This is a genomic window from Deinococcus marmoris, from assembly GCF_001949125.1.
Taxonomy (GTDB): Bacteria; Deinococcota; Deinococci; order Deinococcales; family Deinococcaceae; genus Deinococcus; species Deinococcus marmoris_A.
This window is the reverse complement of record NZ_MSTI01000066.1, coordinates 1-21635: the sequence shown is the minus strand read 5'-3', so window position 1 is coordinate 21635 and position 21635 is coordinate 1. Positions and strand designations below refer to the sequence as shown.

16 protein-coding genes are annotated in these 21635 nt (G+C 64.8%); 7 read left to right on the top strand and 9 right to left on the bottom strand.

Annotated features, from left to right (window positions below; all coding sequences use genetic code 11):
- Positions 1-12: 12 nt before the first annotated feature.
- Positions 13-1584, top strand: coding sequence for a decarboxylating NADP(+)-dependent phosphogluconate dehydrogenase (gene gnd / locus BOO71_RS09415; RefSeq protein WP_083653307.1), 1572 nt, complete (start codon positions 13-15; stop codon positions 1582-1584).
- Between the two features lie 65 nt (positions 1585-1649).
- Here the strand turns inward: gnd and BOO71_RS09410 are convergent, their stop codons facing one another.
- The 4 genes from BOO71_RS09410 to BOO71_RS09395 form a co-directional block, all read right to left on the bottom strand.
- A complete protein-coding gene (locus tag BOO71_RS09410; RefSeq protein ID WP_075831677.1) occupies positions 1650-2162 on the bottom strand; it encodes a hypothetical protein in 513 nt (170 codons plus the stop codon).
- 119 nt (positions 2163-2281) lie between these two features.
- The gene (locus BOO71_RS09405; protein ID WP_075831878.1) at positions 2282-2467 is read right to left on the bottom strand and encodes a DUF1540 domain-containing protein; all 186 of its coding nucleotides are present in this window, start codon (positions 2465-2467) and stop codon (positions 2282-2284) included.
- A gap of 227 nt (positions 2468-2694) precedes the next feature.
- Positions 2695-5031: an FTR1 family iron permease gene (locus BOO71_RS09400; RefSeq protein ID WP_254843103.1), complete on the bottom strand. Its 2337-nt coding sequence runs from the start codon at positions 5029-5031 to the stop codon at positions 2695-2697.
- Positions 5031-6050 carry an EfeM/EfeO family lipoprotein gene (locus BOO71_RS09395; RefSeq protein WP_075831676.1) on the bottom strand — a complete coding sequence of 340 codons (1020 nt, stop codon included), beginning with the start codon at positions 6048-6050 and terminating at the stop codon, positions 5031-5033. The genes BOO71_RS09400 and BOO71_RS09395 overlap by 1 nt, the downstream gene beginning before the upstream one ends.
- 69 nt (positions 6051-6119) lie before the next feature.
- Here BOO71_RS09395 and BOO71_RS09390 point away from each other — a divergent pair, with 69 nt between their 5' ends.
- On the top strand, positions 6120-6557 hold the full coding sequence (locus BOO71_RS09390; protein ID WP_075831675.1) for an RrF2 family transcriptional regulator: 438 nt from the start codon (positions 6120-6122) through the stop codon (positions 6555-6557).
- Positions 6558-6793: 236 nt separating this feature from the next.
- Here the strand turns inward: BOO71_RS09390 and glpX are convergent, their stop codons facing one another.
- Positions 6794-7906 (bottom strand): class II fructose-bisphosphatase, encoded by a 1113-nt coding sequence (gene glpX, locus BOO71_RS09385; protein ID WP_254843102.1) that lies wholly within the window; start codon positions 7904-7906, stop codon positions 6794-6796.
- A 511-nt stretch (positions 7907-8417) separates the two neighbouring features.
- A complete protein-coding gene (locus tag BOO71_RS09380; protein WP_075831674.1) occupies positions 8418-9689 on the bottom strand; it encodes an MFS transporter in 1272 nt (423 codons plus the stop codon).
- Positions 9690-10019: 330 nt separating this feature from the next.
- Here BOO71_RS09380 and BOO71_RS09375 point away from each other — a divergent pair, with 330 nt between their 5' ends.
- From BOO71_RS09375 to BOO71_RS09365, 3 genes are all read left to right on the top strand, one after another.
- Positions 10020-11198: a sugar ABC transporter substrate-binding protein gene (locus BOO71_RS09375; RefSeq protein ID WP_075831673.1), complete on the top strand. Its 1179-nt coding sequence runs from the start codon at positions 10020-10022 to the stop codon at positions 11196-11198.
- Between the two features lie 217 nt (positions 11199-11415).
- A complete protein-coding gene (locus BOO71_RS09370; RefSeq protein ID WP_083653305.1) occupies positions 11416-12828 on the top strand; it encodes an ABC transporter permease subunit in 1413 nt (470 codons plus the stop codon).
- Positions 12825-14195 (top strand): sugar ABC transporter permease, encoded by a 1371-nt coding sequence (locus BOO71_RS09365; protein WP_083653302.1) that lies wholly within the window; start codon positions 12825-12827, stop codon positions 14193-14195. Before BOO71_RS09370 ends, BOO71_RS09365 begins: the two co-directional genes overlap by 4 nt.
- Before the next feature lie 86 nt (positions 14196-14281).
- On the opposite strand, the gene pckA is transcribed toward BOO71_RS09365, so the two are convergent.
- Both pckA and BOO71_RS09355 read right to left on the bottom strand, forming a co-directional pair.
- On the bottom strand, positions 14282-15874 hold the full coding sequence (pckA, locus tag BOO71_RS09360) for a phosphoenolpyruvate carboxykinase (ATP) (protein ID WP_075831672.1): 1593 nt from the start codon (positions 15872-15874) through the stop codon (positions 14282-14284).
- A gap of 443 nt (positions 15875-16317) precedes the next feature.
- On the bottom strand, positions 16318-17730 hold the full coding sequence (locus tag BOO71_RS09355; protein WP_075831671.1) for a hypothetical protein: 1413 nt from the start codon (positions 17728-17730) through the stop codon (positions 16318-16320).
- 222 nt (positions 17731-17952) lie between these two features.
- Between BOO71_RS09355 and recN the strand changes: the two genes are divergently transcribed.
- Positions 17953-19668 (top strand): DNA repair protein RecN, encoded by a 1716-nt coding sequence (gene recN, locus BOO71_RS09350; protein WP_075831670.1) that lies wholly within the window; start codon positions 17953-17955, stop codon positions 19666-19668.
- Between the two features lie 138 nt (positions 19669-19806).
- Positions 19807-20886 carry a protease complex subunit PrcB family protein gene (locus BOO71_RS09345; RefSeq protein ID WP_075831669.1) on the top strand — a complete coding sequence of 360 codons (1080 nt, stop codon included), beginning with the start codon at positions 19807-19809 and terminating at the stop codon, positions 20884-20886.
- Between the two features lie 36 nt (positions 20887-20922).
- On the opposite strand, the gene BOO71_RS09340 is transcribed toward BOO71_RS09345, so the two are convergent.
- On the bottom strand, positions 20923-21354 hold the full coding sequence (locus BOO71_RS09340) for a DoxX family membrane protein (protein WP_075831668.1): 432 nt from the start codon (positions 21352-21354) through the stop codon (positions 20923-20925).
- Positions 21355-21635: the final 281 nt, after the last annotated feature.

The window sequence follows — 21635 nt, the reverse complement described above, 5'->3', positions numbered from 1 at the left end:
GAAGGAGTTTCCATGACCGAAAGTGATTCCAAGCCTGCTGCCCTGATCCCCTCTGACGCCGAGAAGCAGGCCCAGGCTGTGCGCTCGGAGGCGGTGGCGACGCAGCAACTGATCGTGTCGCCCGCCGCCGAGGCCAGCGCCGACATCGGCGTGATCGGGCTGGCCGTGATGGGCGAGAACCTGATCCTGAACATGGCCTCCAAGGGTTTTACCGTGGCGGCCTTTAACCGCACCACCAGCAAGGTGGACGACTTCGTGACCGGGCGTGCAAAGGGGCTGAGCATCTTGGGCGCGGACGACCTGCCTACCTTCGTCAGCCTGCTCAAGTCGCCGCGCAAGGTCATGCTGATGGTCAAGGCCGGGCCAGCCGTGGACGCCTTTATCGACATGCTCTTGCCCCTACTGGACGAGGGCGACATCATCATCGACGGTGGCAACACCCACTTCCCCGACACCGTGCGGCGCGAGAAGGCGCTGGCTGAGAAAAATATTCTGTTTGTCGGTGCAGGCGTCTCCGGCGGCGAGGAAGGCGCGCTGCACGGCCCCAGCATCATGCCGGGCGGGAACGCGGCGGCCTGGTCCGCCCTCAAGCCCATCTTCCAGAAGATCGCCGCGCAGGTGGACGGTCAGCCATGTTGCGACTGGGTGGGGGACGGTGGTGCAGGCCATTTCGTCAAGATGGTTCACAACGGCATCGAGTACGCCGACATGCAGATGATCGCCGAGGCGTACAGCCTCCTGAGCGGTGTGCTGGGCCTGTCCGCCCCCGAAATCGGCGCGATTCTGGAGGACTGGAATAAGGGCGAGCTGGACAGCTACCTGATCGAGATCACCGCCGAGATTCTGAAGAAGACCGATGACGACACGGGCCAGCCGATGGTGGACGTGATCCTGGACACCGCTGGGCAAAAAGGAACGGGCAAGTGGACCTCCGTGACGGCGCTGGACGTGGGCGCGCCCGCCAACACCATTGCCGAAGCTGTATTTGCCCGCATTCTCAGCTCGCTGAAAGATCAGCGCGTGGAAGCCAGCAAGGTTTTGCGAGGTCCCGAAGATATCGGCGAAAAACCAGACCGCGATGCCTTCGTCGAACAGGTCCGGCAGGCGCTGTACGCCTCCAAGATCTGCTCGTATGCCCAGGGCTTTCAGATGATGGAACTGGCGGCGGCGGAGTACGGCTGGAAGCTGGATTTTGGCAGCATTGCCCAGATGTGGCGCGGCGGCTGCATCATCCGCGCGGCCTTTCTGGACAAGATCAAGGCGGCCTTCGACGGCAGTAGCGAATTGCCCAATCTGCTGCTGAACGCCTATTTCACCGAGGCCATCGGCACTTCCCAGACCGCGTGGCGGCAGGTGGTGGCGGCGGCGGCGTTGCGTGGGGTCTGGACTCCGGCCTTTTCCAGCTCTCTGGCGTACTACGACGGCTACCGTAACCCTCGCCTCAGCGCCAACATCTTGCAGGCCCAGCGCGACTACTTCGGCGCGCACACCTACGAACGGGTAGACAAACCGCGCGGCGAGTTCTTCCACACCAACTGGACCGGGCGCGGCGGCAGCACGTCCAGCAGTACCTATAACGCCTGATTGATTTCAGCAGGGAGAAGACGTTGCAGCCGGGTCAAGCTGCAACGTCTTCTCCTGTTTTCACCTCAGTTCAGCAAAGTGCCCCGGATGCCCTGGGCGCAGGCCATGCGATGCTGGACATCCTGCGCGTCCAGCGTACCGTGTTCGCGCAGGCCCGCCGCCACCACGCCAATCTCGGCCCAGGCGCGGCGCAGTTGAGCGCGGGTGCGGGCGGTCAACACCAGCAGGTAAGCGTCCAGCACCTCGCGCTCCTCTGGCTCGGTCAGGGCGGCGTCCAGCAGGGCGTGGGCGTCGCGGCCCCCGGCGACTTGCGGGAGGTCCAGCATCCCGGCGGCCACAGGTGCGGCTAGTGCGGCCATCACCACGTCTTCCATCAGTCCCCGGTTGGCGCGCATGGCCTCTATATCGGGGGCCAGGGCGTAGCGCACCAGCGGGCCATCCGTTACCGAAACCGAGTCAATCCGTAGCGGCGCGCGGCCTGACAACTGCGCCAGCACCGCCTCGGCGGCAGCCAGTGTGGCCGTGCCGTGCAGATCGGGAAGGGCGGTGGGGGCGGGAAATGGAGTAAGTCTGGGCATAATTCCGAGTCCTCTGGTCAGGATTAAAGCACAGATAAGCGTGGTTGAAAAGGGATGGAGGGGCAAAAGCAGAAGCTCCCACACAGGGAGCCTCGGCTGGGTTGGTTTTGGACGGGGGTTTACTGCTGGGCGCTGGGCTGATTGCCCTGGGCGTCGGTGCTGGGGCTGAAGGTCAGGCACTGGGCCGAGCCTGCGCTCATGCTGATCTCGATCTGCCCGGCGGTGCAGTTCTGATCGCTGTTGAAGCGGCAGGAGGTGGCGTCGCAACGGCTGACGGTGGTGCTGGCGGAGGTGTTTTCATTCATGCCCATACTTTAAGAGGCAGACCGTGTTTCTTCAGTGTGCTGCTGCGTCATGTAAACAGACCAGAGAGATCAAACAGAGTGGTTTAGTCGGATATGGCAAGAGAGAGGAAAAAGGCGTTGGTGGGAGGTTTAAGAGTCGCTGCCCTCTTTCTTGATGACGGCCAGATGAAGAAGAGGAAAAGCCAGGAAGATCAACTTCTCCTGGCCTTTTCTGAAAGAGTCTCTGCCTAACTATGAACGGCGGCTCCGCGCTGACGCTGTCGCAGTTCGCGCGTCTTGAGGGCCTCGGCGGCAAAGAAGGAACCGATGACTGCGGCCACCGAGCCGATTTGCAGCAACACACCTTCCCAGGTGGCGTGCAGGCCCAGCCACAGGCCCAGGTTGGCGGGCAACTCAAACGGCAGCGGGTGAACGGGCAGCCAGCCCACCAGTTGCATGGTGTGGACCGTGTTGCCCACCATCACGGCCAGCACCACCGCGATCAGGCCCCCGGTCCAGATCAGCAGTTTTTTCATGGGCAGTTTGGCCTGCCACTTAAAGACCGCCATGCCCACGCCGATGACCAGGGCCAGCCCCACCGCCGTGCCGCCCAGCACCGAGGCCGCGCCCGCCTGAAGCACCAGCGATTGCAGAAACAGGGTGGTTTCAAAGCCCTCGCGGTAGATGCTGGTGAAGCCCAGCACGGCCAGTCCCCACCACTGGGCGCGCATGACGCCGCCTTCGGCCCCGCTGCCGTGCGTCAGCTCGTGCTTGTGCTTCTGGAACGAGGCCATGCGGTCCGTCCAGTACACCTGATGGAAAAACCAGTTCATGATCAGCAGCAGCACGCCGATGGCGACGACGCTGACCACCGCTTCCAGCTTCTCGCCGTAGCGTCCCAGCAGAGACAGCGCGCCCTGCATCACGAACCACGTCACGGCGGTGGCCCCGAAGGCGGCGGCGGCACCCAGCCACATCGGGCGGCGCAGGTGGCGCACCGAGTCGCGGCGCAGGCTGCCCATCAGCGCCGCCAGGATCAGCACCGCTTCCAGCCCCTCGCGGAAGACGATGATTCCGGCGTTGGTGGCGACGGCGGCGGGGGCCACCTCGGTTCCCAGAATCTTAGCGATGTCCTTGAGGGTGACCTGCAACTCGGTGCGGGTGGCCCTGAACTCGCCTGCTGGAGCCTGCTTCCTGATCAGCGCGGCCAGCCCTGCCGGGGCCGTGCCGTTCCACATCAGGTTTTCCAGATGCGCTTTCAGTTCCGGGTTGAAGACCGCGATGCGCGCCTCGGTGCCGCTTTCCAGCAGGGCGTAGGCATCCAGCCGAGCCGTTTCGGCGGCGGCCCATTCCCCGGCCCCGGCAGCGGCCACCACGGCGTCCAGTTGGGTGCGAACCACATCCAGGTCCGCGCCCGCGTCGGCCTTCTGCCAGTCGGCGGGGAAGGCGGATTTGACGTTGCCCAGCAATGTGCTGACCTTCGCTTCTACTTCGTTTGGAGGTTTCGGCTGGGCTTTCATAACCTGCGCGGAAAGGCTGGCGTTCAGGGCGGCGAAATCAGCACTCAGGCTGCGGGCCGCGTCCTGATCGGACAGCAGCGGCGCGATGTCGGCCAGCGCGGACACGGCCCCGCCCAGGAAGGTGCGGGCCTCGTTGACCTCCACCTCCTGCGTGACCACGGCGCGGCCCCCATTCAACTTGACGCCGCGCGCGTATTCCACCGGCACCAGCGACAGAAAGCGCGTGACCTGCGCGGCGCGTGCCGTCACCTCCCGCTCGCTCAGGGGGGCGGCGCGGAAGCCGGAGAGGCTGGCCTGCACGGTGCTGATGGCTTGCGCGGTGCTGATGGCTTGCGCGGTGCCGAGCGTTTGAGGCAGCGCGGCAAACTCGCCGTCCAGCTTCGCGGCGGCGGCGTTCCCGTTCTGGGCCACGTAGGCAGGGCGCAGCAACTGGAAATACCCCTGCGCCAGCGCGGCCTGCCCGGCAGCCAGCGTGCGAAAGCCCCGCGCCTGCGAGGACTCCAGTTCGCGCAGCGCATCGTTCATGCGCGCCTGATAGCCGTCCAGCACGTCCGAGCGCACGGCTTTCAGGGCCGCGTCCGGCTTCAGGGTTCCGGCGGCCAGCGCTTCAATCGCCCCGGTGGCGTCGGCGTTCAGGCGGGTCAGCGGGCTGGCGACGCGGAATTCGCGGGCGGCCAGCCAGTCGCGGGCGCTGTCGGCGCTGCCCGTCTGGACACTGCTTTCAAGTCCGGTGTATGCGCCTCGCAGCAGGGCGGTCCAGGCATTGGCCCCGGCGCGGTTCAGGGCGATCTCGTCCCCCTCTTTTGCGGCGGCGACGGCTTTCTGTAAAGCGGCGCTGACCTCGCGGGCGGCGGCGGGATCGGCTTTCTTCCACTCGCCCTCAACAGTCCCATACGCGCCCTGCGCCTGAGCCACCAGCCTCGCTGCCTCAGCACGGTCAAACGAGACTTCCAGCCCCGCCTCCGCCAGCGAGGAACGCATCTTCTCGGCGGGGGTGGCGAGGTCCGTGGCCCCGGCAAATCCAGCGGACAGGGCCAGCAGCGCGGCGATTCTGAGGCCCGGCATCACTCTACCCGCACGCCCAGCAGCGCCGCCGCCTGGGTGATGCGCCCGGTGATGACGGTGGCGCGGTTCTGGGCCTCGCGCTGAAGCCCCTCGGCCTGTTCAGGGGTGTAGCGGCGGCTCTGTTCGCGGGCCACCAGTTTGTTCACGTACAGCGCCAGCTCGTTGAGGCCCGACTGAATCTGGGTGTCCAGCGCGGCGTTCTTCGCCTTCACGTCGGGACTCAGGCCCCGGTACATCGCCCGCCACGAGCTGACATTGCCCACCAGATCGGACATGCGCGAGATCACCACGAAATCCCTGCGGGTGCTTTTGCTGCCGATCACGAACGGGCTGGACTTCCAGTCTTCAAAAAAGACCGGGCCAACCGTGGGAACATTGCCCACCAAAGCCCCGAACACGTCCTCGCGGCTGGGGTTCCAGGCGTTGGCCGCCTTCTGAAGCTCCCCGCTCTGGCGGTGTAGCTCGGCGGCGGCGGCCTTCAGCACATTGGCGTCGGGGAGTTGATCGCCGAAATCCATCTTGCCGTTGCCGTTCACGTCGTAGGCCACGCCGCTGCTGTACGCCTTGACCGTGCCCCACAGCGTTCCCTCGCCCACGCCAAACAGGTTGCCAGGCTTCGCCAGGGTTTTGCCATTGGGCAGTTTGAGGTCAAACGGCACCACGTCCTCGCCGCCATCCGCCGCACTTGTCCCAGCGTCCAGAATCACATCAAACTCGCTCAGGGCTTCCACCCCGGCCACGATGCCCTCGATGTCCTCGTAGGCGGGGCTGGCCTTCGTCCATCCGGCGCGGGCCGATTGCAGTACAGCGCGGGTCTGGGGGTTTTTCGCCAGTGCCGCGTAATTAAAATCCGCACTCTTCGCCAGCGCGTAATACTGATCCGCCGCCGCGCTCAGCGCCCGCGTTCCAGCCAGTTGGGTGTCCAGTTTGCCGCTCAGATAGGTCTTGACGCCGCTCAGATCGGCGGCACTGGCAGACGTCAGCAGGCCGAGGCCCAGCAGGATGGTTGCAATTCGCATGGCCGCATAGTGGACTATCCTGAGCAAATAAGTCAAGATTGGTTCCAGAGATAGCCTGGAGGTGGTTTTATGTGGATATCAACGCGGGCGCAGTATGGCCTCCGTGCCTTGATCGAGATTGGCCGTCAGCCGGGGCAGCCCATCTCGCTCAAAGAGGTGGCAACTCGCCAGGACATCAGCCTGCACTACCTGGAACAGATTGTCGGGGGGTTGCGGCGGGCTGGATTCGTGCAGAGCGTGCGTGGGGCCAGGGGCGGCTACCAGCTCGCGCGCCCTGCCGCCGAGATCAACGCCTACGAGGTGGTCACCACCCTGGAGGGCAGCATCGCCCCGGTGCAGTGCGTCGAGGACGATCACACCTGCGAGAGCCAGAACGTCTGTGGCACGCAGGATCTGTGGTTCCGGGTGGACGCCGCTTTGCGCGAGGTGCTGGGCGGCACCACGCTGGCCGATCTGATCGTGGAGGCGCGGGAACAGCAGCACGCCCGCCTGATTCAACTGGCGTAGCAGGGGAGAGGGGCTGAAACAAAAATTGACCCGCCGGGCAGCGCAGTGGAGGCTACGCTGCCCGCCAAGGACAGGCCGGAGTTGTGAGCGACTGGGAGGTCTGATCACATATTTAGGATAGCCTAAAAATTATTTGAGGTCAAGCTGTGGCGGCGGCTCATCTATGGGATATCCAGTCTATGGAAAAGGCCCAGCCGTTCGGCCAGACCTCCTGTACTTCTTCCGTGCGGTGGGCCTCAGACCCGGATGGTCACGCGGGCCTTGTCGTCTTCCAGGTGGATGCTGTCGATGAAACGCACCACACGGGTGGCGTAACCCATGACCAGCGTGTGCGTTCTGGCCCCGCCCGCAAAACGGCGTACCCCATCCAGAATCTCGCCGTAGGTGATGCCGGTGGCAGAAAAGACCATCTGGGAGCCGGGGGCCAGATCAGCGGTTTTGTAAATGCGGTTCTCGTCCACGCCCATCGTCTTGAAGCGCTCACGCATGGCGTCGTCCTCGGCAATGAAACGGCCCTGGATTTCTGCGCCCAGGCATTTGCAGGCCGCCGCACTCAGCACGCCCTCGGGTGCGCCGCCTGAACCCATCAGGGCGTGAACGCCGCTGCCGCGCACACCCACCGCGATGCCCGCGATCACGTCGCCGTCGCCGATCAGCTTGACGCGCGCCCCGGTGGCCCGCACCCGCCGGATCAGGTCGGCGTGGCGTTCACGGTCCAGAATAGTGATCATCAGGTCATCCACGTCGCGGGCCAGACTCTGGGCCAGCACGTTCAGGTTGGCTTCCACCGGCCAGTCCAGATTGACGCGGCCAGCGGCGGGGGGCGGCACGATCAGCTTTTCCATGTAGCAGTCGGGCGCGTGCATCAGGCCGCCGCGCTCGCTGATGGCGATCACTGCCAGACCGTTGGGCAGGCCCTTGGCGGTGACCTCGGTGCCCTCCACCGGGTCCACGGCGATGTCTACCTCGTACTGGCCGTTGCCCACCTGCTCACCGATGTACAGCATGGGGGCCTCGTCCATCTCGCCCTCACCGATGACCACGGTGCCCCGGATGTCCAGCGAGTTCAGCAGTTCGCGCATGGCCTCGGTGCCCGCGCCGTCCACCGCATTTTTGTCGCCCAGGCCCATGAACTTGCTGGCGGCCAGCGCTGCGCCCTCGGTCACGCGGGCCGTTTCCAGCACCAGCGCATGTTCAAAACTCCGGACCGTCTTGTTTCTGGTCGGGGTAGAACGCGGCGCGGCGCTCTGGGAAGCGGTGTGCTGGCTCGCCGTGTCCTGGGCAGACGCGGCCTGTTCGGTGGAGTCGCTGGAGCTGGCTTTATCGCTGTGCTGCCGCTTGGAGGTCATGAATGGAAGCTAACATACCTTCGTTTTTTTATCTGGTCGGGAGCGCTTCCAGCACGGTATTCCTGATGGTGAGTGGGTCCAGTTAAAAAGGTTTGTCGGCTAAGTAATATGGCCGGACTGTGGAACGGTCACTGGAAAAGAGGTGGGACGCCCCCAGCAGCCCACGCAAAGCAACAGGTTTGTTCATCCGGGCAGCTAAGGCTGACGCAGCTTGAAAACAGAGAAGGGCGTCACCGGAAGGTTCTGTCTCCGGCGACGCCCCCAGATCACTGCTTTACTTCAGGACACCAAGCAGGACCAGCAGCCCCCACAGGATCACCGGAATCGCCAGCGAGGCGACGATCAGTTTGAGAAGCCGCCACCAGTCGTTCAGGAACTCGCGCATGGGCCAAGGCTAGCAGGGCCGCCGCAGACCATCTGTTCCAGAGCATCCGTTGCTGCCGGGACAAGGGCCGAAAAAGGGGAGAAGCCGCGCGGTCTGGCCTTTCCCCTGGTATTCCAACCTGTCCTTCTAACTGCTTCCCACTGCCCCGCCCTCCGGCTTCATCGCCACCTTGGGCCGCGCGGCCAGCATCCACAGCAGGGCCAGCACCAGCACCGTTCCGCTCAGCAGGTACGGTGCGCCGTGGCTGACGCTCTGATACAGGCCCGTGCCGATCAGGGGGCCAGTCATGCGGCCCAGCGCCAGCGCGCTGCTGTTCATGCCCGCCACTGCGCCCTGCTGGTTGGCCGGAACGCTCAGGCTCAGGGACGCGCTCAGGGTGGGCGACAGGATCGCGCTGCCGATCCCGATGACGGCCAGGGCGGCGGTGATCGGCCAGTAGGTACGCATCTGCGGCAGCAGGAACATGCCCAGCGCCATGACGGCCAGCCCCACCCAGATCAGGACCGTGGGCTGGATGCGCTTGCTCAGCGGGCGGATCGCGCCGCCCTGCACGAGTGCGGCCACGATGCCGAAGACCGCCAGCATGCCGCCCACCGTGCGGGCCGTGTCCGCGTTGCTCAGTTTCAGGGTGTCTTCCACGTAAAAGCCGATGGTCTGCTCCATGCCCACGCTGGCCAGGGTGGACAGCGCGCTGATCGCCAGAAATAGCGGAATGGCCCCGCGCGTCAGGAGGGCGCGGCGGTCCCCCTTGCCCATCGGCACCGAGTCGGCGCGGCGCGTTTCGGGCAGCACCCGGTAGGCGACGGCGGCGGTGACCAGCCCCAGTGCGGCGGAGAAGTAAATGGGCGTGGTCAGGCTGATGGTACTCAGCAGCCCGCCCAGCGCGGGGCCAAAGACCACGCCCAGCCCAAAGGCCGCGCCGATCAGGCCCAGGCTGGCGGCGCGGTCTTTCTCGCTGCTCAGGTCCGCCATCATGGCCTGCGCGGTGGGCAGGGTGGCGCTGCTCAGGATGCCGCCGATCACGCGCGAGGCCAGCAGCAGGCCAAATAGCACGCCGCCCGCCAGCGCACCCTGCAAACCCAGATGCGCGAAGTAGCCGAACAGTCCGAAGCTGATCGAGAAGCCGATCAGGCCCATGATCAGCACTGGTTTGCGGCCCACCCGCTCGCTGCGCGATCCCCAGATCGGGGAGAACACGAACTGCATCAGGCTGTAGACCGTGGAAAACCAGCCCACCTGCGTCTCGCTCAGGCCCAGTTGGCGGCCCAGCGGGGCCAGAATCGGGAACAGCACGCTCAGGCCCAGCATGGCAATAAAAATGGTGAAGAAGAGGATGACTTTGGTGCTGACCGCAGGCTTGCCACTGGCGGTGGGCGGGGGAGAGGCGGGTTGGCTCATTCCCGAAGTTTACACCTCGACTGACCGGTAGGTAAGTACTTGAGTTAAAGAATTGGACTCGGAGTAAAGTTATCCTTAACTGACGTGCTGATGAACGAACTCTGGAGTATGGGTGCCTGTCAGTCAACGCATCAAAGGCGTATCATGTTTGCCGGGTCAACCCCATGTCTAGTTCAGTCGTCACCCACCGCCGCGCCGATGCAGCGTGTCTTTCCTTTGGCACAAAGCGGCGGGAGTTGAGCTTGAAGGCAACTGGGCTTAAACTGACCCCCTACCACAATCCACCATTGTTGGAAGCGGTTCCCATACCGCCAAGATCAAGGAGCGCATATGAAAAAAGCACTGACCATCCTGTCCCTCGCCCTGCTGGGCCAAGCCAGCGCCGCCAACATCACCGTCTGGACCCACTTCGGCGGCTCCGAGCTGAACTGGCTCAAGGATCAGGCTGCCGCTTTCGACAAGAAGGGCAACAAGACCACCATCGTCAGCGTGCCCTTTGACCAGATTCCCGACAAGCTGATCCAGAGCGCCCCCAAGGGCCAGGGACCCGACGTGATCGTGACCCTGCCGCAGGACCGCCTGGGCCAGCTCGCGGCGGCGGGCGTCATCGAGCCGATGGACAAGTACATCACCAGCAAGACCGACTTCGACAAGACCGGCCTGAACGCCATGACCTATCAGGGCAAGCTGTTCGCCATTCCCATGTTCGCTGAAGCCGTGGCACTGGTGTACAACAAGAAACTGGTGCCGAACGCCCCCACCAACTGGGCCGATTTCCTGAAGGTCGCGCAGGCCAACACCGGCAACGGCAAGTTCGGCTTCCTGACGGACCTGAGCAACGCCTACCAGAACTACGGCGTGATCAGCGCCTACGGCGGCTACGTGTTCAAGAACACCAGCGGCACGCTGAACATCAAGGACATCGGTCTGTCGAATGCCGGGGCTGATAAGGCCAGCGGCTTCCTGAACGATCTGCGCTACAAGTACAACCTGGTCCCCGAAGGCGTGTCCGGCGACGTCGCCAAGGGCGCGTTCACCGACGGACGGCTGGCGATGTACCTGACCGGTCCCTGGGACATGGGCGACATCAAGAAGGCGGGCATCGACTACGGCATCACCACCTTCCCCACGCCTCCCGGTGCGGGCGGCAAGTGGAGTCCCTTCGTGGGCGTGCAGGGCACCATGATCAACGCCTACAGCAAGAACAAGGTGGCGGCGGCGCAGTTTGCCAAGCAGATCAGCTCCAGCGACGCGCAGTACGCCTTCAACAAGGCCGGCGGGCGCATCCCGGTCAGCCTGAGCGCACGCACCCGCCTCAAGAGTGACCCGGTGGTGGCGGGCTTCGGCAAGGCCATCAGCGCCGGAACCCCCATGCCCAACGTCCCGGCGATGGGCGCGGTGTGGGCACCCTGGAGCGCCGCGATTGCCCAGAGCGTGCAGAAGCCCAACCCGGACTACAGCCAGATTCTGGACAAGGCCGTGCAGGAAATCCAGGGCAACATCAAGTAAGCAGCTTCGAGTAAGAAGTTTTGAGTGTCGAGGCGGACGGGTGAAAGTGGCCCGTCCGCTTTTTTGCCGTATCGATTGCTTTACCGTGCCGCCTGATTAACCTGCCGAATGGGCCGCTTTGTTCATCCAATCACCATCTGGCTTTTCCGGCCTGAAATCGCCCTATGATCTGCCCTGACACATCAAAAGCCTCATTCAAAGGAGACGGCGCATCCCCATGACCGCGATTCCCCACCCCCCCCGTTTTGGTGCCCGCTCCAATGTTCCCCCCGAAGGCACGCGCGGCGTGCTGATCGCCGTTCTGATCCTGGCCGTGATGCTGGGCGGGGCCGTGCTGATCGGCTGGCTCCTGAGTGGCCTGACCGCCCGCGTTTACCCCGAAGCGCCGCCCTACATGATCCTGATCTACGGCGTGGCCGCGCTGCTGCTGATGCTGCCGGTAGTGCTGCGGCTGTTTCCGTGGATGGTGAGCTGGTATTACCTGTTTCCGGCACTGGTGTTTCTGGCGGCCTTCACCATTTTGCCTATCGTGTTGACGGTCAATTACGCCTTCACCAACTACAACGCGGTCAACAGCGGCAACCCCGACTCGGCGCTGCGGACCACCGCCACCATCAGCGCGGATAAGAGGGTGGTCACGCTGGGCGAGACACCGCAGTCCGACAGCGTGCAGCAGTATCTGCGCTGCGAGACCCCGAACTGCACGGGCGCGACGCTGGTGCTGTTTGACGATCAGGCGTCGGTGCCGTACAAGGCCAGGATTGCCAGTGTGGACGGCCTGCAAATTACGCTGGCCGCGCCGTTTACCACCGATATCGAGGTCGCGCGGGCCACCCGCCTGAACGCCATCAGTTACATCGGGCTGGCCAACTTCCGCGAGATCTTCGCCAAGGCCAGCCGCGCACTGGTCCCGGTGTTCATCTGGACAGTGGTGTTCGCCTTTTCTACCGTGACCATCAACGCCATCGCGGGGCTGGTGCTGGGCATCCTGCTGTACAACAAGAACCTCAAGGGCCGCAATGTGTACCGCACGCTGCTGTTCCTGCCGTGGGCCATTCCCGCCGTGATCAGCGTGCAGATGTGGGTGGCGCTGCTGAACCAGCAGTTCGGGATCGTGAACAAGGGGCTGGGGCTGCTGGGGCTGGCCGCCGTGCCGTGGCTGAACGATCCGCTGTGGGCCAAGGTCAGCGTGCTGGTGGTCAACCTGTGGCTGGGCTTCCCGTACATGATGACCGCCACCATCAGCGCCCTGAGTACCATCAACGAGGATCTGTACGAGGCCGCCAGCATCGACGGAGCTAGTCGCCTGCAACAGATTTCCAACATTACGCTGCCGCTGCTGAAGAACAGCTTCACCCCCATTTTGCTGTCGGGCTTCGCGTTCAACTTCAACAACTTCGGCATCATCTACCTGCTCACGCAGGGCGGGCCGGACCAGCAGGGCCGCGAAGCCACCGCCCGTAGTACCGACATTCTGCTGTCGTGGGGCTATAACACGGCCTTTTCCTCCAGCGGCCAGTCCAACTATTCGCTGGCCAGCGCCATCGCACTGATCATCTTCTTTCTCACGCTGGCGATTTCGCTGGTGAACTTCAAGGCCGCAGGCGTCTTCGAGGAGGCCCGCAAGTGACCGCCATCCCCACGCAGGACGCCGCCGAAGTCTACGTCCACCGCGAACCCAGCCTGCTGAGAAAGGCGCTGCCGTGGCTGGTGGTGGCCGCACTGGTTCTGGCGGTGGGCGTGCTGGCCTTTTATCTGAACAAGAGTATGGAGGGCCGCCAGAAGAGCTTCACCATTTACTTTGTAGAGCGCGGCTGGGTGCGCTTCCTGCTGTTCCTGCTGGCGGCCTCGGGCGTGCTGGCCCTGACCAGTCTGCTGGGCCAGCGCATCGGCATGGCGCGCACCGGGCGCAAGATCACCTACAGCGCCGTGCTGGGCGTGCAGCTCACGCACCTGTTTTTGATGCTGGTGGTGCTGGTGGCGATCTACCCGCTGTTCTATGTGCTGATCGCCGCCTTCGATCCGCGCAACAGCCTGTTCGCCTTCCCGGACTTCAGTAACCCCAACATCCTGTACAAGACCGGCCTGCTGCCCCGCCTGGAAGTGCTGAGCTACGAGAACTTCCAGAAGCTGTTCGAGGGCGTGGCGATTCCGCTGTGGCAACTGGCCCTGGCCGGGATTTCCGGCGCGGCGCTGACTGCCCTGGGCATCATGGCGATCATCGGGCGCACGGGCCGCGAGAGCGAGGGCCTGAACCAGACCCGCACCTGGATCCTGCGCATCCTGATGGTGGCCGTGGCCGTGCTGGTGGTCTTCATGGGGCCAGCCCAGTTCAGCGGCAGCACCAACGAAAGCAAGTTCCTGCTGTCGGTGCGCAATACGCTGCTGGTGTCGGGCATCACGGGCATTCTGGCGATCCTGCTGTCTACCACGGCGGGGTATGCGATTGCCCGCCTGCGCTTTCCAGGCCGCTTCCAGACGCTGCTGTTTTTCATCTTCATTCAGATGTTCCCCGTGTTCCTGGCCCTCGTGGCCGTCTATACCCTGATGGTGCTGCTGGGCCTGAGCAACACCTTCACCGGATTGATCCTGGCCTACAGCGGCGGCGCAATCGCCTTCAACACCTGGATTTTCAAGGGCTACGTGGAGTCCCTGCCCGAATCGCTGGAGGAAGCGGCGATGGTGGACGGCGCGACGCGCTGGCAGACCTTTATCAAGGTGGTCATTCCGCTGTCGGGCGGCATTCTGGTCTTTATCTTCCTGAACCAGTTCATCGGCACCTACGCCGAGTTCATCCTGGCAAATATCCTGCTGACCGGGGTGGAGAAGTGGACGGTGGGCATCATGTTGCTGTCGTTCACGCAGGGCCAGTTCAGCACCAAATGGGGCGTGTTCGCCGCCGCCGCCACACTGGGCGCGCTGCCCATCGTGGCGCTGTTCTACGGGTTTCAGGGGTACTTCGTTGGCGGCACAGTTTCGGGTGGGGTCAAGGAGTAGCGAAAGCTTTCGCCCCCTCTTCCACTCAAAAAGGAAAGCCCCCGCGTGAATGGCGGGGGCTTTCCTTTTGTTTCTGTCGGATGTGTTCAGCTCTGCGCGTCCGGGTCAGGCATGCTGTCCGTCACGGATTGCTCCACACCCGCTTCAAAGCGCTGGAAGTTGTCGCGGAACATGCGGGCCAGCTTCCGGGCGGTCTCGTCGTAGGCGGTTTTATCGGTCCAGGCGTCGCGCGGGTTCAGGACTTCGCGGGGCACGCCCGGCACCTCGCTGGGAATCTCCAGATTGAAGAACGGCTCTCGCTCGAACTCCACGCTGTCCAGTTCGCCGCCCAGCGCCGCATGGATCAGGGCGCGGGTGTGGCCGATGCTCATGCGTTTGCCCTGGCCGTACATGCCGCCGCTCCAGCCAGTGTTGACCAGCCACACGGTTGCGCCGCTGTCCTGGACCTTTTTGGCCAGCAGCCGGGCGTACTCGCCGGGGTGGCGCGGCATGAACGGTGCGCCGAAGCACGCGCTGAAGGTGGGGCCGGGTTCGGTGACGCCTTCCTCGGTGCCGGGAATCTTGGCGGTGAAGCCACTGATGAACTGGTACATGGTCTGTTCGGGGGTCAGGCGGCTCAGCGGCGGCAACACCCCGAACGCATCGGCGGTCAGGAAGATGATGTTCCTGGGATGGCCCGCGATGCTGCCGGGCTGAATGTTGTCGATCTGCTCGATGGGGTAGGCGCTGCGGGTGTTCTCGGTCAGGCTGTCGTCGTCCAGATCAGGGGTGCCGTCCGCTTTCAGCACCACGTTTTCCAGCACGGTGCCGTAGGTCTGGGTGGTGCGGTAGATGTCGGGTTCGGCCTGCGGATTCAGGCGAATGACCTTGGCGTAGCAGCCGCCCTCGAAGTTGAAGACGCCCGTGTCGGTCCAGCCGTGTTCGTCGTCGCCGATCAGTTTGCGGCTGGGGTCCGCGCTCAGGGTGGTCTTGCCCGTGCCGCTGAGGCCGAAGAACAGCGCCACGTCGCCGCCCTCGCCCACATTGGCCGAGCAGTGCATGGGCATCACGCCGCGTGCGGGCAGCAGGAAATTCATGACGCTGAAGATGCCCTTCTTGTTCTCGCCCGCGTACTGCGTGCCGCCCGCAATGATCATCTTTTTGCCGAAGTTGACCAGAATGAAGGTCCCAGTCCGCACGCCGTCCACCGCCGGATCGGCCTTGAAGCTGGGAATATTCAGTACGGTCCAGTCGGCTTCAAAGTCCGCCAACTCCTCCGGCGTGGGCCGCACGAACATGTTGTGGATGAACAGCGAGTGATACGCCATCTCGGTGACCATCCGCACGGCGATGCGCTGGGTCTTGTCGGTTCCGGCGAAGACCTGCTGCACGAACAGCTCCCGCTCGTCGGCGTACTGCGTCATCTTCTTTAGCAGCCCATCGAAGACATCCTGGCCGATGGGGCGGTTAAAGCCCTCCCACCACACGGCGTCGCGCGTCTGATCGTCCTCGACGATAAAGCGGTCTTTGGGGCTGCGTCCGGTCTTGTCGGTGTGGACGGTCAGCGGGCCAGTGGTGGCCCTGACGCCCTCGCCCAGCCGGATGGCGTGCGCGTACAACTCGTCCACGCCGGGGTTAAGGTGAATGGTGGCCCTGTGAATGCCCAGATCGCTTAGCGGACTGTGGGTGGTCAGACTCATGGGAATCAGCTCCTTGAGAGGGGAAGAAACCGCGCGGGACTTCGGGTCAGGAAGGTGCGGTTGAATTGGTGTATGAACGGACGCCCTAATTGTGGCCTATGAAGCGGTTCCAACCCAACCTTTTGGGTGTTACGGTGCAGGAAACAACAAGGCGAGGCGTCCGGCCCAGACAGACGCCTCCGGCTGATAGACGGTAATCGGCAAAAGAAGATGGGGCGCGGGAGATGTTCTCCGCCGCGCCCCACCTGACCTTTAAAACGGATTCCGTCTGTTTCGCGCATAGATCGGAACAGCGCCAATCCCTCCACTCCACGCCCGGAACCCGTTTTTCTCCTTCTCGCCATCGTCGCGAACAGACGCCCATGAGGACGCTGCTCCTCCCGCTCGGATTTTCAGGTGTTTTCAACACCTTCTAATCGGAGTCCATATAATCGGTTTCCAGATCAGTTCGTCTTGTGCTGGGAATCCTTCTCGGCCTTGGCGTCGGGTTTGCTGGCCGCGCCCGTGCCTGCGGGCTTGCCTGCCTGTTCCTCGGCCTGGGTCCGGGCGGCGGCGGGTGAACCGGAGGCCACCGAAGCGCCTGCCGTTCCACCTGTCGTCGCGCCCTGCGTCGCTGCCGCTGCGCCGGGTGCTGGCGTCGCTGCCGGTGCCTCGATCTGCTCCAGCCACGCCGAGCCGATCAGGTCACGGGCGTTGCGGCTGAATTTGTGCAGGCTGCGGGCGGCGTCAGGGCTGACCGATCCCACCGCGTCCAGAATGGCCTTGCGCGCGGCGGGCACACGGGCCAGCACGACAGCGCCGCCGCCTACCAGCAATAATGCCGTGACGCCCACACCCAGGCCGCCGCCGCCGTTGTCGCTCTTGCGGGCCAGTTTCGCCTGCTTTTCCAGCAGCTTGAGTTCCTTGCCCAGTTCCTTTTGCAGCGGCGCGATCTTCCTGGTCACGGCCTTTTCCAGCTTCTTGACATTCCAATTCTTCCTGCCCGCGCGCAGTTCCTTTTCGGCCTGACGGCGGGCACGGCCCACGGCCTTCTCGGCGATGCGGCGGCGGTTTTCCAGCGTGTCGCCCGTGTCATTCAGGGTGTCGCCCAGCCAGCCCTGAAGGTTGCTGAGCAGGCCCACGCCCGTATCCTGAACGCTGCTCAGCAGGCCGAGGCCGCTGTCCTGCACGTCGTCCAGCGTGCTGACCGCGCTCTTGCGTGCCGATTTCAGGGCCTTCTGTGCCTGCTGGCCGCGCTGATCGGCCACCCTGTGGGCTTCCTTTTCCAGGCTGGCGGCCCGCTTCTGCGCTTCCTTCTGCGCCGCTGCGGCCCGCTTCTGGGCCTCTGCCGAAAGCTCTGCGGCGCGTTCCTGGGCCACGGCGGCTAGTTGGCTGCCGCGCTTCTGGGCGGTTTCCGCCAGCTCGCTGCCCCGTTGCTGCGCGACTTCGGCCAGTTCGCCGCCACGCTTCTGCGCCGTCTCAGCCAGATCGGACGCCTTGTCCTGCACCGTGGCAGCCAGCCCCGCCGCCGTTTCGCGGGCGGTTTCCAGCCATGCCTGGGCTTGCGGGGCACCGTCTTCCTTCCAGGTGTCCAGCGCCACCGCCCCGCGTTTGGCGGCTTCATGGGCCAGATGCTGGGCCGACTTCTGCGCCTCGTGAGACAGTGCCTGTGCGGTGTGCTGCGCCTGCGCGGCGGCGTCGGCCAGCGCGGGCTTCACGGTGTCTTCCAGCGTGTCCTGGGCGTCGCTCCAGGCGTGGCGGGTGCCGCCCACCACGGAACGGCGAATGTCTTTATTCAGGGCCAGCGCGGCCAGCCCGCCCAGCAGCAGCAGGCTGCGTTTGCTGACGCCGCCGGTGGAATCGTGTTTCATGGACATGGTGAACTCCTTTGCGTCCGCCGCCGCCTTGAGGGGGCACGGACAATGCCGCCATTGTGCCGCGCGGGATGAGAGGCAACGTGGGGGAAATGTAACGGAAGATTCATGCTTGGTGAGGAAACCCCTGGCGACAGCTTTATCCAGCCGCTTTTGGGCGGAGGCTGATGCTGCCCCGCCTCACACTCGGGAACACGGGGGGCAGGAGGCTCTAAACTGCCGGGGATGACCCGCAAGGCCCGCGCCCCACGCGCAGAGAAAACTGCCACCCTCTCCAGACCGTCTGCGTCGGCTCCGGCTGACCCGTCCCCTGTCGGTCCAGCACTGGCCCGGTTGGAAGTCCGCAACCTCGCCACCATCCGCGAGCTGGAGCTGGATTTCGCGGCTGGTCTGAGCGTCTTTACCGGCGAAACCGGCGCAGGCAAAAGCATCATCGTGGACGCGCTGGGCCTGCTGCTGGGTTCGCGCGCCAACACGGACCTGATCCGCACGGGCGAGAGTGACCTGCTGGTGACCGGCTTCTGGAACGAGCCTAAGTCTGAACACACAGCGGCGGGGGAGATGAGTGCCAGCCGCCGTCTCGCGGCCCAGGGACGCGGCGTGGCCCGACTGGACGGCGAGGTGGTCAGCGTGCGCGAGTTGCAGGAGTGGGCGCAGACCCGCCTGACCATCCACTGGCAGCACAGCGCCGTCAGCCTGCTGGGTCCGGCCAACCAGCGCGCCCTGCTGGACCGGGGCCTGCCCGAGCAAACGGGGGCCTACACCCACGCCTACCGCGAGTGGCAGGAGGCCCGCGCCCGGCTGGAGCGCCTGCGGACGGGTGAGCGCGAACGCGCCCGGCAACTGGATCTGCTGACCTTCCAGTCCCGTGAAATTGCCGAGGTGGCCCCCCTGCCCGGCGAGGAAGAACCCTTGCAGGCCGAGCTGAACCGTCTGGCGAACCTGGAAACCATCGCCCAGAGCGCGGCGGGGGCACTGACCCTGATCTCGGACGGCGAGGAGAATGCGCTGGGCTTTCTGGGGGAGGCGGTCCGCGCCCTGAACGCCAGCGCCCGCTACGACGATGCCAGCGCAGCGTTGCAACAGGAACTCCGCGCGGCCCTGGACAGCCTCCAGGCCGTGTCCGGCGAGCTGCGGGCGGTGGCCGAGGACGGCGCGGCGGACCCCGAGCAACTGGCCCGTGTGGAGGGCCGTCTGGGTGCGCTGGGTAAATTGCGGACCAAGTACGGCCCCACGCTAGATGACGTGCTGGAATTTCAGGCCGGCGTGGAGGAGGAACTGGCTGCCCTGACCCGCGACGAGCAGGCCGCCGGAACCCTGGACGCCGATGTAGAGGCCCTGTTCTTGGAGGTCCGCCGCTCTGGGACTATGCTGGATAGTGCCCGCCAGAAACGCGCCGCGCCGCTGGCCGCCGAACTGCTGGCCGTGATCCGCGAACTGGGGATGCCGCACGCCCGGCTGGAATTCCGCCTCTCCCCGCTGTCCGAACCCGCCCTGTACGGCCCCAGCGATGTGACCATCCAGTTCACCGCCAACCCCGGCGAGGATCTGGCCCCGCTGTCCGACGTGGCGTCCGGCGGCGAGTTGTCGCGCGTGATGCTGGCGATCAGCACGGTGCTGGGCGCGGACACCCCCACCGTGGTCTTTGACGAGGTGGACGCCGGAATCGGCGGCGGCGCGGCGCTGGCGGTGGCCGAGCAGTTGCACCGCCTGGCCCGCAGCCGTCAGGTGATGGTGGTCACGCATCTGGCGCAGATCGCTGCCCGCGCGGACCACCATTTCAAGGTGGAAAAAGCCGTGGAGGAGGGCCGCACCGTCAGCCGCGTGCGCCCGCTGTCGCCCGACGAACGCCTGGAAGAAATCGCCCGCATGCTGGGCGGCAACACCTCTGAAGCCGCGCTGGGGCATGCGCGGGAGCTGATGGCGGGGCGACAGGGTTGATGGGCAAAGGTTGATGGTTGATGGATGAAAGCAGAAAAGCTCGGTGTCCTGCTTCCCTCCTGCTTCCCGCAGACCAGATGTGTGTTTGCCCAAGACCGGGTTCAGGGTGCCGTCAGCCCGGCTGCCTAAGCTGGGAGCATGAAGAAATCCCTCCTTCCTGTCTTTCTGCTGAGCGCGGGCCTGTTCAGCGCCTGCACCATGACCGGCCCCGGCAACCTGCGCGTGCATGAGGCGCTGCTGTACGGCGGCACGCAGGAACGTATCGTGTGGGTCTACGGTTCGCTGACGGGCGGCGCGGGCGGCAGCCTGAAACTGGGCGGCCAGACCGCCGAACTGCGCGCCCAGGTGGAGGACGCGGTGGCCGTTCCCGGTACCCTCAGCGTGAACGGCAAGGCCACCTACCGCCAGCCCACGTCTGGCATCACCGCGCCCCTGAACGTCACCCGCCGCGCCAATGGTTCTTTTGATGTGGTCACCCCAGGCGGCCTGAGTGCCGTGTATTACACCGACGGGCAGACCTGGAGCAAGCTGGGCGGCCTGAGCGGAACGGTGGGGGCGTCCTCCGTGAATGGTCTCCAGAGCGCTGGACAACTGACCGCCGAGGAAGCCGGAGTCCTGAGCAAGGCGCTGCTGGGTCAGGGGCCGCTGGCGGTGGGCGTGCTGAGCGCTGTCCCCGCTGCCGACGCCCCGCTGGACGTGGAACCCAAACCGGGCGAGTACCTGCAAACGGCGCTGTACGTGCTGCCGAATGTCGCCACCGTCGCCGCTCAGATTCCCGCAGCCAGTGCGCTCAACCCCACCCCGTCCTCGCCTACCCCACTGCCCACAGGAGCGCGCGTGAATTTCACGGAACTTGCCAGCGGAAGCCAGTCGGGCGTCACCGAAGCTGGCGTGACCGTCGCCGCCACGCCAGCGGACGCCGCCGCCCTGTATGCCCAGGCGTACTCGCGCCAGACCGGAGCGCCCACCGCCCCCGATCCCGGCAATGCTACCATCGTCGGAATTTTTCTGGGGCAGCGCACCACGGGTGGCTATGGCGTGAGCGTCATCGGGGCCAGCGTGTCGGGCGGCACCCTCACCCTGGTGGCACAGGTGCGTGCGCCGAAGCCGGGGTCCATCACCACCCAGGCGATCACCAGCCCGTGGACCATCGTGCGGGTGGACGGCAAGTACCAGAACGTGCAGGTGGTGGACGAGCGGGGCCAGCCGCTGCGCTGAGTCGTCATTTTTCAGGGAGAGGCTGACTGTTTTTGGTCAGCCTCTTCTTTTGCCCGGAGTGCGTGCTGGAGGCAAGACTTCCGCGCTGCGGTCCTTCAATGCCGGAGAACCTGAGCCGCCCAGCATGATGGCCAGACTTCCGGCCAGCAGCAGCAGCGGAACTTCCAGCTCTGCGAAGCTGAGGCGTCCGGCCACCAGTGGCGCGAGGGCCACGCCTGCCGTCAGCAGCGCCAAAGCCCCAGCCAGCCCGCGTGCGCCCAGCCCCAGCAGCAGCAGCGGGCCGCCCGCCAGTTCCAGCACGGCCACCAGTGGCGCGAACAGCAGGGGCAGGGGTACGCCCGCCGCCCCGTAACTGGCGGTCACGTTGCCCAGGCCCAGATCAAAAATCTTGTGAAAGCCGTGCCACGCGAACACCAGCCCCACCACCACGCGAATCAGGGCCAGGGCAAGTTCAGGCTGTCGCCGCATGCGATTCAGTGTAACAAACCGCACATTAGAGGCTGGTGATGTGGTTGGGCGGCTCTCGCTTTCGCGTCCAGACCTTTAATCAATGGTTCGGACAGTTTTGACGAAAAATTGAAATGGACCAAAAAACGGGTCTCCGCTAGGGTGAAGTTCTCAAGACTGCCCCCAGGAGACCCGATGACCATTTTACCCGTACTGCTGACTTTGCTTCATCTTCCTCTTACCCAACAGCGCTTCTTCCTCCACCTGATGCCGCTGTGGCAGGCCATTCCTGGCCGAATCAA